General features: G+C 64.4%; 8 protein-coding genes and 1 pseudogene. 2 read left to right on the forward strand and 7 right to left on the reverse strand.

Annotated features, from left to right (window positions below; all coding sequences use genetic code 11):
• Positions 1-328: 328 nt before the first annotated feature.
• Positions 329-468 (forward strand): annotated as a pseudogene (locus tag VQ042_RS26025) (IS110 family transposase); the annotation flags it as partial.
• A 31-nt stretch (positions 469-499) separates the two neighbouring features.
• Here VQ042_RS26025 and VQ042_RS16815 read toward each other — a convergent pair.
• Together VQ042_RS16815 and VQ042_RS16820 are read right to left on the reverse strand one after the other, a co-directional pair.
• Positions 500-1006: a hypothetical protein gene (locus VQ042_RS16815; protein WP_331821349.1), complete on the reverse strand. Its 507-nt coding sequence runs from the start codon at positions 1004-1006 to the stop codon at positions 500-502.
• A gap of 248 nt (positions 1007-1254) precedes the next feature.
• The gene (locus VQ042_RS16820; protein ID WP_331821351.1) at positions 1255-3768 is read right to left on the reverse strand and encodes a GcvT family protein; all 2514 of its coding nucleotides are present in this window, start codon (positions 3766-3768) and stop codon (positions 1255-1257) included.
• Between the two features lie 217 nt (positions 3769-3985).
• On the opposite strand from VQ042_RS16820, the gene VQ042_RS16825 reads away from it, so the two are divergent.
• A complete protein-coding gene (locus tag VQ042_RS16825) occupies positions 3986-5719 on the forward strand; it encodes a hypothetical protein (RefSeq protein ID WP_331821353.1) in 1734 nt (577 codons plus the stop codon).
• Positions 5720-5812: 93 nt separating this feature from the next.
• Here VQ042_RS16825 and VQ042_RS16830 read toward each other — a convergent pair whose 3' ends face one another.
• From VQ042_RS16830 to VQ042_RS16850, 5 genes are all read right to left on the reverse strand, one after another.
• Positions 5813-7225 carry an aspartate aminotransferase family protein gene (locus VQ042_RS16830; RefSeq protein WP_331821366.1) on the reverse strand — a complete coding sequence of 471 codons (1413 nt, stop codon included), beginning with the start codon at positions 7223-7225 and terminating at the stop codon, positions 5813-5815.
• A 69-nt stretch (positions 7226-7294) separates the two neighbouring features.
• Complete coding sequence (locus VQ042_RS16835; RefSeq protein WP_331821354.1) at positions 7295-8308, reverse strand: NAD-dependent epimerase/dehydratase family protein; 1014 nt, start codon at positions 8306-8308, stop codon at positions 7295-7297.
• A complete protein-coding gene (locus tag VQ042_RS16840; protein ID WP_331821356.1) occupies positions 8305-8742 on the reverse strand; it encodes a transporter in 438 nt (145 codons plus the stop codon). Before VQ042_RS16840 ends, VQ042_RS16835 begins: the two co-directional genes overlap by 4 nt.
• 158 nt (positions 8743-8900) lie before the next feature.
• A complete protein-coding gene (locus VQ042_RS16845; protein ID WP_331821358.1) occupies positions 8901-10268 on the reverse strand; it encodes an FAD-binding oxidoreductase in 1368 nt (455 codons plus the stop codon).
• Positions 10261-11697, reverse strand: coding sequence for a UbiA family prenyltransferase (locus VQ042_RS16850; RefSeq protein WP_331821360.1), 1437 nt, complete (start codon positions 11695-11697; stop codon positions 10261-10263). Before VQ042_RS16850 ends, VQ042_RS16845 begins: the two co-directional genes overlap by 8 nt.
• Positions 11698-12128 lie beyond the last annotated feature (431 nt).

Consider the following 12128-nt stretch of genomic DNA (forward strand, 5'->3'; position numbering starts at 1 on the left):
GCCTCCAGGTCTTGGTAGCTGCCATGAGGGGCTTCAAGATCATGAGACAGACGGTCTTCTGCGAAAGGCCTCCTTTGTCCTCACCCACCGGTGCCGGACAACGCCAAAGACGCTCTTGATGGCGTTCGAGGTCCCCCGGTTGTCCCATGCGCGGACGCCTGCGTTCGCACGGTTGTTTCAAATGGCATGGCGTATGATCGGCTACGGTCATGTGTCAGCCCTGCCACGGGGATGACGGAGAAAGTCCTCGTCATCGCGAAGGGCAAGCAGATCTCGGAAGCTTTTAGAGCGTTCGGAATGTCGGGGACCTTTTCGGCCGGGAAAACCGCGCTTTCAATCCGGCGAGACCGACGTTTTGGTCAGGATCAGCCGCTGCGGAGATGAGACTGCCCGAGCCGCCCATTAGGAAGCCGCTCATTCGCTTCCGACGCGTTTTAAGAATGGTCGGGCCTGAAGGCCTCAGGCCTGTAATTTCGCACGTCGTCCCCTCCCGCGCAGTTTAGGCTAGGCCCTGCTGCTGACAGTCGCCGAAAACCTCGATCGTGGCGGCATTTGCGCCAGATATTTGCCTGACAGAGAAGGATGGGGTGCCGGGTTCCCGCTGTCGCAGCAAATCGCCGCGAAACAGCCTGTTTTTCTCCGCGCCCTCATCGTTGCGGGAAGAGACCATCCCGCAGACCGACACGGTGCCATCGTCGGCAATGCCGGATCTCAATGGATAGAAGGTGACCTCGACCGAACCTGGAAAGCGTGAGGCGACCGCCCGACGCACTGTGTCATTTTCGGCGCGCGATAGTTGGTAAGGCGTCGTCCGAGTAGGCCGGACGCCGGGCTTCTCCCCATGGAGCCGCACACCCATGAAATGGATATCCGGGATATCCATTTCTTCCATCTTGGGAAAGGCAAAGTTCGAGATCGGTGATCCTAAGCTACAACCGACAAGCACTCCGCAACTTGCAATCACGATCATCTGCCGTCGAGCCATATCAAGCTCCCACTCCGACATCGCCTTTCCAACTTACGCAAGGAAATGTCGAAATCAGGGCGAAATTTCCGTCATGCCGTGGATGTTGCCCGTCCATCATTTCCCCCGTCTCTGACAACGCGCCGTTCGGCGCTTGCAGTGCTCGCGGGTGGTGATGGTCCGAATGATCTTCTCCAATCGGCTTCTACCCTCTTGGAGTCATTATTACTTCGGCTGCTCAGCCCTTTCGAAACGGCCTCCAAAAGACCCAATCAGAGAAGGCTTTCAACTCAGCTTCGAAGACGGGCATTCTCCGGATCAAACGGGCTTTCGCCGATCACCCTCGCTTCGTAGAGCTTGCCGAGGATCTTGATCGCCAGTCGGGTGCCCTCGTGGGCATGGGCCGGATCGAGCATCGCCAGGGCAAGACTTCGACCGACCCGCCAGCCGAAGCCGCCATTGGTCGCTCGCCCCACCAGCGCGCCCTCGGCATAAACCGGTTCAGAGCCACGCGCGTCGGCGTCGGTCACGCCATGCACCTCTAGCGTCGCGAATCGCCAGCGCAGGCCCGAGTCCTGCGCCCGAACGACCGCCTCACGGCCGATGAAATCCCCCTTGCCCGGATGAACAAACCTCTGAAGACCGGACTCCAGCGCATTGTATTCGATGGAGAGTTCCCGCGGGAATTGGCGATAGGATTTCTCCAGCGCCATTGCTCCCATAGCGCGGATGCCGAAGGGACGGATGCCGCATTCGGCGCCTGCCTGCATCAAGAAGTTGTAGAGCGCATTCTGCATCTCGATCGGGTGGTGCAGTTCCCAACCAAGCTCTCCGATGAAGTTGACCCGCAGCGCGGTGCAGGCCACCGGGCCGATCGACAGGCGCTGCCCGGTCAGCCACGGGAAGGCCGCATTGGAGAGGTCGGTGCGGGTAAGTTTCGCCAGAACCTCGCGCGATCTCGGGCCGGCGAGCACCAGCACGCCCAATTCGTGAGTGACCGGCTGCATCCGCACGTCGCCACCCGACGGCAGCGCCCTCTGCAGGATGTCGTGGTCGATGCTCTCATAGGCGGCGCCGGAGACAAGATAGAAGCTCTCGGCGCCCGCCTTGTAGACGGTGAATTCGCTGCGCACTCCGCCGGCCGGCGTCAGGAGATGGCAGAGCGCGAGGCGTCCCGGCGTCCGGGGGATGCGGTTGGCGAGCAGGCCGTCGAGCCAGGCGGCCGCGCCGGGTCCGCTGACATAGGCCTTGGCGAAGGGCGTCATGTCGAGAAGCCCAACGCCTTCATGCACCGCCCTCACCTCGGCGCCCACATGCTCGAAATAGTTGGACCGGCGAAACGACCAGCGCTCGCGGATGCGGCCGGTGTGGTCCGCCGCGGCGTGATTGTGCCTGAGCAGGACGTCGGCGCCGACATCGAGCTCGGCTTCGGGCACTGCGTAGCCCTCGGGGGCGAACCAGTTGGCCCGCTCCCAGCCATAGACCGCGCCGAAGACGGCACCGAGCGCCTTCTGCCGCTCGTAGGAAGGCGAGGTCTTCAATGGCCGGGCGGCGGCACGTTCCTCGTCGGGATAATGCACCGAAAAGACGTTGGCATAGGCCTCCTCATTCTTGGCGCGCAGATAGCCCTCGCCGGCATAGGGGCCGAAGCGGCGGGGATCGACTCCGGCCAGATCCACCGTCGGCTCGCCGTCGACGATCCATTCGGCCAATTGCCAGCCGGCGCCGCCTGCTGCCGTAATCCCGAAGGAATGGCCTTCGTTGAGCCAGAAATTGCTGAGGTTCGGCGCCGGGCCGACGATGGGCGAGCCGTCCGGCGTATAGGCGATGGCGCCGTTGTAGATCTTCTTGATCCCGACCTCGCCGAAGGCCGGCACCCGGGCGATGGCGGTCTCGACATGGGGCATCAGCCGGTCGAGATCCTCCTGGAAGAGCTCGTATTCGCTGTTCGCATCCGGTCCGTCCAGATAGCAGCAGGGCGCGCCGATCTCGTAAGGCCCCAGCAGAAGCCCGCCATTCTCCTCGCGCATGTACCAAGAGGAGTCGCTTTCCCTCAGGACACCCATTTCCGGCAAGCCCTGGCGGCGACGTTCGACGATCGTCGGATGCGGCTCGGTGACGATATACTGGTGCTCGACGGGGATCACTGGCACGTCCAGCCCGACCATTCGCCCCGTCAGGCGGGCGAAATTGCCGGTGGCCGAGACGACGTGCTCGCAGACGATTTCACCCTTGTCGGTGACGATCTTCCATTCGCCGGACGCCAGCCGTTCGATGGCGGTGACGGTGGTATTGCGGTGGATGGTGGCACCGCGTTCGCGGGCACCGCGGGCCAGCGCCTGGGTCAGGTCGGCAGGCTGGATGTAGCCGTCCTCGGGATTCTGAATCGCCCCGAGAATGCCGTCGGTCTCGCAGAGCGGCCAGGCCTCCTTGAGCTGTTCGGGCGTCAGGATCCGGACCGGCACGCCGATCGTCTCGGCGACGCCGGCATAATACATGTACTCGTCCCAGCGGTCCTTCGTGCGCGCCAAGCGGATATTGGTGACGTTGGAGAAGCCGACATTCATGCCGGTCTCCTCCTGCAACTCGCGATAGAAGCGCACGGAATAGCGGTGGAGCTGTCCGACGGCGTAGCTCATGTTGAAAAGCGGCAGGAGACCGGCGGCATGCCAGGTGGAGCCGGAGGTCAGTTCCCGGCGTTCGATCAGGACGCTGTCGGTCCAGCCCTTGCGCGCCAGATGGTAGAGCGTGGAGACGCCGACCACTCCGCCGCCGATGACAACCGCGCGCGCCCGCTCCCGCATGACCACCCCTCGTCCAACAGACTGCCGTAACCGCTTGCCGAGCCTAGCGGGGCATCCGCCGGGCCGCGCCGTCTCTTTGCGACATCGGCTGTCGGGCAAACGGCGCGCCTCTGCCATGACCGCCGATGCGGGCATGACGCAAGGTTATGATCAACGGTTTGTTAACCACGATCGGGGAGGATGCCGTTCCCAGCCTGGCTCGTGATGGAACGGATCCTTGACGCTCACCTCTTCCGTTGACCGACGATCCACCGGGACGGCGAAGTCGGTCCTGACGTCGCCGGTCCTGCTGCTGGCACTCGCCTGCGTCGTCCTCGCCGCGCTGCTGACCGTGCCGCTGACGCTGCCGATCGGCGCCTTCTACTGGGACCTGTTCATCTATTTCGACGCGGCGAACCGGATCTGGAGCGGGCAGCTTCCCAGCGTCGACTTCTTCACCCCGGTCGGGCCGCTCGGCTACTGGCTCTTCGCGCTGTTCGTGCGGCTGTTTCCCGAGGGACAGCCGCTGCTCGTCGCGCAATGGTCGCTGCTGCTGGTCACCGGCCCCGTCTTTGCGGCGGTGCTCGCCGATGTCGACCGCCGCTCGCGGCTCGTCGCCGTGGCGCTGCTGGTGCCGTTCCTCGTCTTCCAGATCCTGCCGATCAACGTCGAGACCTATTACAGCTTCCCGGGCGTGGACGGATTCGGCATCTACAACAGGCAGATGTGCCTGCTGCTTTACGTCCTGGCGGCCGCGCTGGTCTTCGTTCAGGGCCGAGCGACCATGCTGGCCACGATCGTTGCAACGATGCTGGCGCTGTTTCTCACCAAGATCACCGGCTTCGTCGGCGCGGGGCTGCTTTGCGCGTTCGCCCTTGCGGCCGGTCGCGTGGCCCTGCGCACCGCGATCCTCTCGATCCTCGGCTTCGTCGCCGCGCTGGCGCTGCTCGAGGTCACGACGGGCGTTGTCAGCGCATATCTGGCGGACATCCTCGCGCTCGTCGGGCTCAACGAGGGCAGCATCCTGCCGCGCTTCCTGCAGGCGGCCTCGATCCATTTCATGGTCTTCGGGCCGCTGGCGATCCTCACCGTGACGCTTGGGCTGATCGGGCTCGGCGACATCCTGCGGTCCGTCGTGGCCCTGATCCGCGCGCCGCGGTCCGCAGGTGTCGTCGCGCTGTTCGACCGCGACGTGTTTTGGCTGGGTGCGGCGACCTTCACGGGCCTCTTCGTGGAAACCCAGAACACCGGAGGCCTTGGCTTCATATTCGTCTGGCCGGTGCTCCTGCGCATCCTCGTGCGGGCCGGCGGCGGGCCCACGCGCCGCCTCGCGCTGGTGCTCGCGCTCGTCGCCGCCAGTGCCCTGCCGACCTTCGTGCAGGTGATCCACCGCGGGGCCCGCGCCATCGTCGGACAGATCGCCTATGTCGATCTCGACGCGCCACGGCTCGGCACGCTCGGCGCCGTCTCCCAGCGCCCCGAACTGATGGAGCGGGCGACCGTGATGCTGGATACCTACCGCCGGTTTCCAGACACCTACGATCATCTCGCGGACATCAGGCAATTGCCAAGCTTCACCCTCTACAACGAGCCCGATTTCCATCTGACCTGGCTGATGGGCGCCGAGGAAGCGGTCAAGGCGATCCAGGCGCTGGAGGCCCGCCAGGGCGTGCGCTTCGGCACGATCATGAATCTCAACTTCGTCAATCCCTTCCCTTGGCTTCTCGATCGAGAGGCGCCGCGGGGCATCGCCATTGGCGCCGACCCGTTTCGCGCCGTGCCCGACCCGGGATCGGCGGTGCTGCAGTCGGTGGAAGCGACCGACCTCCTCCTCTACCCGCTGTGCCCGGTGACGCTCGCCAATCGCCGGCTGCGCGAGATCTACGAGCCGGGCCTTGCGGGCCACACCCGCATATCGCTGTCGTCCTGCTGGGACGCCTATGTGCGCCAGGGTCTGCTCCCACCGCAATGACGGCGGGCCGCGGGCCAGATTGCGTCTGTGAGAACGCGAAAAGACCGGGCAATTCGCCCGGCCCTTCCATGTCGTCGCTGCAAATATCTGACGTCAGTTCATCTGCGAGCGGATGAAATCCTTGACGATGGAGACGATGCCGCGATCGAGCAGCGCGTCGAGGGCGTCGCAGAACTGGTCGACATGTTCCTCGCCGCAGATCAGCGGCGGCTCCAGTCGGATGACGTTGCGATTGTACTCGGTGAAGGCCACCAGCACGTCGTAGTCACGCAGGAGCAGCGCCCCGATAAAGCCCGACAGCGAGCCCTTCAGCTTGTCGTCGAGGATCGCCACCATCGGCCGCAGTGCCATCGGCAGGGTCCGCGAGAAGTCGTGGAACTCGAGGCCGACCATCAACCCCTGTCCGCGCACATCCTTGATGACCGAGGGGTACTTCGCCTGGATCGCCTGCAGGCGGTCGAGCAGATACGCGCCGACCTCGGCCGAATTGCCGATCAGATCCTCGTCATAGAGGACGTTCAGGCCCTCGATGGCGGTCACGCAGGCTTCGCCGATTCCGCCGAAGGTCGCCTGGGCATGAATCATCGCCGTTTTCGGCGTGCCATAGGCCTTCATGTAGACCTCGCGCCTGGCGATCATCGCACCCACCGCCGCCTTGCCGGCGCCAAGCGACTTTGCCAGGGCGGTGACGTCCGGAACGACGCCATGATGCTCGAAGGCGTAGAAGCGGCCCGTGCGCCCGTAGCCGCACTGCACTTCATCGGCGACCCACAGCACGTTGTGCTTGTCGCACAGGGCGCGCACGCCCTGCCAGTAGTCGGTGGAGGCGGAGATGATGCCGCCGCCGCCCTGCACGGTCTCCAACACAACGACGCCGATGTCGGGATCGCTGCGGATGGCGTTCGCCAGCGCCTCGAGATCGCCGAACGGGACCTTGTAGGTGTTGCCGACCAGCTTGAACTCGCCTTGGTACAGCAGCGAGTCCGTCAGCGACAGCACACCCTTGGTCTTGCCGTGGAAGGAGTTCTCGGCATGGACGATCTTGCAGTTCTTGCGACCGGAGGCGCGCTCGGCCACCTTGATCGCCGCCTCCATGGCCTCCGAGCCGGAGGAGCCGAGGAACACCATGTCGAGATCGCCGGGCGAGCAGGCCGCCAGGTTCTTCGCCAGCGCCGAAGCGTATTGGGACAGGAACGCGATGGCGATCTCGTGGCGCTTCTCGCCCTGGAACCGCTGGCGCGCCTCCAGGATGCGCGGATGGTTGTGGCCGAAGGCCAGCGAACCGAAGCCGCCGAAGAAGTCGAGGATCTTCCGGCCGTTCTGGTCGATGTAGTACATGCCCTCGGCGCTCTCGACCTTCACCTTGTGAAAGCCGAGCAGCTTCATGAAGTGAAACTGGCCGGGATTGATGTAGTCCTTGAACAGGTCCGCCATCGTGCGCACGTCGAGCGCCTTGGCGTCCTCGACGGTCAGGAGGGTCGGCTTGTCGGGGCCCCGACGAAGCATCGGGGCGAGGTCCGGAGTGGCAACCGTGGGCCGATCGAGCATCATGTCTCTCCTAGCTGTGGCGTCGGCTCACTCGGCCGGCTGCGCGTACGACCCGGCGGGGGCCGCATGGCCCGCACGCTTGGCCCGATATTCCGAATAGGCGGCAATCAGCATGTCCTCGTCGCGATACTGGGGGACCCAGCCGAGGTCGCGTTCGCCCTTGCCGACGTCGAGGACGCACATCTCGTCGGCGATGAGATACTGCTCGGGATCCATCAGCGGAATGTTGATGAGGTCGAGGAAGTCGAGCGCGCGCTTGACCGCCCAGCCTGGCGTCGGGATCAGCAGCGACTTCGAACCGGCGTGCTTGACCAGATCACCCAGCAGCTTCCTGACCGGCGGCGGGTTCAGCGAGCCCAGATTGTAGGCCTCGTTCGGAACGCCGGCCTTCCAGGCAAGGCGCGCCGCCTCGGCGCAGTCGAAGACCGAGATGAACTGGTAGGGATTGCGGCCCGAGCCGATCATCGGCACCGGCAGATTGGCGTCGATCAGCTTGAACAGCTTTTCCAGGATGCCGAGACGGCCGGGGCCGATGATCAGGCGCGGCCGGAACAGGGTGATGTTCATGCCGCGCTCGCGCCATTCGGCCGCCAGATGCTCGGTGTCGAGCTTCGACTGGCCGTATTCGCCAAGCGGCGAGACGGGATGGTCCTCGGTCATCGGATAGACCACGGTATGGCCGTAGATCATGTCGGTGGTGAAATGAACGAGCTTCGTCGCACCGGCATCGCCCATCGCGGACATGATGTGCTTGGTGCCGTGATAGTTCACCGGGTAGAAAAAATCGTGCCGCTTGGCCCGCGGCATGATCGGCGACAGCATCTTGGCCGACAGATTGTAGACCATGTCGTCGGCCGCGATCGGCACGGCGTTGACCGCTGCCGGATCGGTAACGTCGGTATGCAGGAATTCGCACTGCGCATAGTGCGGCAGGTCGCTTTTGACGATGTCGGCGACGAGCACGCTCAAGCCGTCCGCGACGAGCTTCTGGGCGAGATGGCGACCGACGAATCCGTCGCCGCCGAAGAGAACATGCTTCATCGGGAAACCTCGTTTGCGGGGGCCTGGGCGACGTCGAGCGCGGGCTCCTCGCCATGGATCCGGGAGCCTCCCTGGGCGATCAGCATCGTGCCGACGCAGATCAGGGCGATGCCGCCGATGCGCAGGGCATTTAGATCCTCGCGGAAGACGAAATAGGCGAAGATGGCGACCGCCACATAGGCCAACGACAGGAAGGGATAGGCGAAGGACAGTTCGACCTTGGACAGGACGAAGAGGTGCGAGGCCATCGAGATCACGAATGTGCAGAGCCCGAGAAAGACCCAGGGGCTGAAGACGATCTGCAGGATCTTCAGGATCGGATTGACGCCGGCAAAGCTCAGGGCGCCAAGCTGCATCATACCGTATTTCAGCATGACCTGCGCCGCGGCGTTGGTGAACACTGTGAACAGGATGAACGGAATGTATTTCGCCATCGGCGCTGCCTCGTCCAGAATTTCGGATCGGCCCGATCCGACGCAGTTGATCTAGGGGAAACCTGTGAGGGATGTTTTAAGATCGCCGTATTCGCGCTCAACGGCGAGACACCGGCCGCCACCAGGGTAAACAAATCGATCGTTTACGCGCTCCAAATTTACCGTTGCTTGTGCGCGCCGCCCGATGTGGCGGTGAGCTGAAGGGCCGTGCGTTTCCAGAAATCCGAGACGATAGATGGATCGCGGATGGCCTCGAGCCTGTGCCATTGCGGAAAGCCCGCCGCGAAGGTCTGCGGCGACATGCGGGCGTCCTTGTAGGGGTTTACCGCTCCGCCCGCCTCGACGGTGATCCGATCTAGTTCGGCCAGTAGCCGCAGCGTCGCCTCGCCGCGATGGGGAAAGTCGAGGGTCAGCGTGTAGCCTGGGCGTGGAAAGCTGGTCAGGCCGGGGCTCTGCCGATCGCCGAACCGCTTCAGCACGGTGAGGAACGAGCCCTGCCTGTGGCTGCGGGCGCATTCGATCAGGGCGCGCACGGCGTCCGGCCCCGCCTGCGCCGGCACCACGCTTTGGTGCTGGTGCAGGCCGCGCGGCCCGTAGAGCCGGTTCCACCGGCCAACCCGGTCGAGCGGATAGAAGAACTGGTCGAACGGCACCAGGTGATGCATCGTGCCCCGGCGCGGCTTGCGATAATAGACCTCGTTGAAGGCGCGCAGCGCGATGCCGCGCAACGGGCTGATGGGAGGCGTAAACGGAACGGCGGCCAGCGGGCCGCGGGCGATACCGGTCCTGTCGCCATCGGGAGCGTGGTCGCCGGCGATGAGATGGCCTCGTCCCAGTGCCCTGCCGGTCGCCAGCGAGTCGATCCAGGCCACCGCATACTCGTGGCGCTCGTCGGCCCCCTCGGCCAGTTCGAAATAGTCTTCCAGCCGGTCGAAGCGCGTCGTGGTCTGGGCAATGGTCAGCGAGGACACCTGCAGAAGTCGGATCGTCGCCTGCCGGATCAGGCCGGTCAGGCCCATGCCGGAGATCGTCGCGGCGAACAGATCGGGGCGCGCATTGCGGCTGCAATGGACGCGTCCCTCGCCGGAACGCTCGAGCTCAAACGCCTCGACCCAACAGCCGAAGGTGCCACGGCGGTGGTGGTTCTTGCCGTGGATGTCGTTGGCGATGGCGCCGCCGAGGGTAACGAACTGGGTCCCCGGCGTCACCGGAAGGAACCAGCCCGCCGGCGCGACATGGCGGGTGATCTCGCTCAGCATCACGCCCGCATCGGCGGTCAGCATGCCGGTTTCCCGGTTGAAGGCATGGATGCGCGCCGCCGGCCGGGTGTCGATCAGCGTGCCGGCATCGTTGTGGCAAGTGTCGCCATAGGAGCGGCCATTGCCGAATGGGAGGAACGAACCGTCGCCGCAGTCGGTCCCGTTTGTCAGCCGGCCGGCCGGCAGGCCCGTCAGGTCGCGGCTGGCGACCGCCCTGCGGGTGGTGCGGGCCGGACGCCCCCAGCTCTCGAAATGCGGCTCAGACAAGGGCGGCGAGCAGGAACAGCGCCCCGCCCAGGCCGATCATCACCTGGCTGCGCCAGTCGCTCATGATGAACACCACCGGATCGTCATGCATCTGGTCGCGGCGGGCAAGGATCCATATACGCACGATAATGTAGAGAACCAGCGGACACAGGGGCCATACAAGGAAAGGCTCGGTGTACTGCTCGGCGCCCTCCATGCTGTCGATGTAGAGCGCCAGGACCAGCACCGACGCGAAACCCGATGCGAGGCCCACCTGGCTCAGCGTCTCCAGATCGGCACCAACATAGCCGCGCCCCGTCGTCGCGCGCCCGGCCCCGACCCCGAAATCCTGCAGCTCGGTAAAACGCTTCACCAGAGCAAGGGAGAGGAAGAAGAACAGCGAGAAGGCCAGCAGCCAGAACGAGGTCTCCACGCCGGAAGCTTCCGATCCTGCAACGATGCGCATCGTGTAGAGGCCGGCCAGAGTGATCACGTCGATCAGCAGCATGCGCTTCAGGGCGAAGGAATAGGCCGTCGTTGTAAGGAGATAGAGGCCGAGGACGGCCAGATAATAGTCGGGCAGGAAGAAGCCTATGCCGATCGCGGTTGCCAGCAGGCCGACGGCTAGCTTGATCCCCATGGGGATCGCCAGGGCACCTCTGGCAAAGGGGCGATTGCGCTTGGAGCGATGGCGGCGGTCGGCCGTCAGGTCGAGGAGATCGTTGAGGATGTAGACCGCCGAGGCCGCGAAGGAGAAGCTGACGAAGGCGAGCATCGCCCCAACCAGCATCTGGATATTGAAGAACTCGTGGGTCAGGACCATGGGTACGAAGATCAGGACGTTCTTCATCCACTGATGCGGGCGCATGGCCTTGAGCGCCGGCCGCAACTGGCCGCCGGCATCGTCGAGGTGCTGGGAGCCGGTGCGCTTCTGCCACTTCGCCGCGGCCCGGTCCGGGGCGACGACCGTTGCCTCGGAGGCTCTCTCCAGGAGGCAGATGTCCTCGTGGGAGTTGCCGACATAGTCGAAGCCATGCTCGCCGCAATCGTCGAGGATGCGCTCGAGCTTGCGCTGCGCGGTCAGATTGACCGCGTCGCAGGAGCTCATGACCGCGTCGAACAGGCCGAGATGATCGGCGACGGCGTGGGCCAGCTTCTCATTGGCGCCGGTAGCCAGGACGATGCGTCGGCCCTCGGCGCGCGCGCGGCGCAGCCGCTCGACCACCTCTTCGCGATAGGGCAGCAGCGCCGGATCGAAATCGACGGCCCGGGCGAGTTCGGCCTTCAGCCGCGCCTTGCCCGCTGCCGCCCAGCCCGGCACCTGCAGCATGATCTGCGGCTTCTGCCGCGCCGCCAGAAACAGGGTTTCCCAGAGGAGATCGCTGCGGATCAGCGTCCCGTCGAGATCGACGAATATCGTGGTCTCTGTCTGCGGTGATCTGGCGTCCAAGCTTGGCCCCTCCTGTCGTCTCCCGTAAGAGGAGATCGCGAAGCTGGGGCCGGTTTGCCGCAGATGGGTTTAGATGCGGTGAATTTTTGGTCCAACTGGTCCGACAGGCTTGTCCGACCGGTCGGCATGATGAAGGAATTGCAAAGTGCGTTCCAGTAATTGGGTGCTCCTGGAGCGCCCCGGCGCTTGCCGTTCCGCTTCAGCTCGGGTGTGGACGCGCCCCGGAATGCAAGCGGTTTTGTCATTGGGATCAGCAATGCTGACGTCGCCGCCAAGTCTTATCCGGCAAGAAGTTCGTTTCCGACGGTTGGTGATATCGACGCCTTCTGTCATTGGGCCTTGAGGTCAAGGGGCTTGTTTCGCGAGGGGCATGCTTCTGTTCGTGATCGATGCGATGATCGTCACATGATGCGGTCGGCGTGATGCGACGA

Origin of the sequence: Aurantimonas sp. A2-1-M11, assembly GCF_036549475.1 — a bacterium.
In the GTDB taxonomy this organism is placed as follows: Bacteria; Pseudomonadota; Alphaproteobacteria; order Rhizobiales; family Rhizobiaceae; genus Aurantimonas.

Bases quoted from the DNA above. Each gene is read 5' to 3' on its own strand.
- VQ042_RS16835 (WP_331821354.1), bottom strand. From the start codon at position 8,308: ATGAAGCATGTTCTCTTCGGCGGCGACGGATTCGTCGGTCGCCATCTC.
- VQ042_RS16815 (WP_331821349.1), bottom strand. From the start codon at position 1,006: ATGTCGGAGTGGGAGCTTGATATGGCTCGACGGCAGATGATCGTGATT.
- VQ042_RS16830 (WP_331821366.1), bottom strand. From the start codon at position 7,225: ATGCTTCGTCGGGGCCCCGACAAGCCGACCCTCCTGACCGTCGAGGAC.
- VQ042_RS16840 (WP_331821356.1), bottom strand. From the start codon at position 8,742: ATGGCGAAATACATTCCGTTCATCCTGTTCACAGTGTTCACCAACGCC.
- VQ042_RS16820 (WP_331821351.1), bottom strand. From the start codon at position 3,768: ATGCGGGAGCGGGCGCGCGCGGTTGTCATCGGCGGCGGAGTGGTCGGC.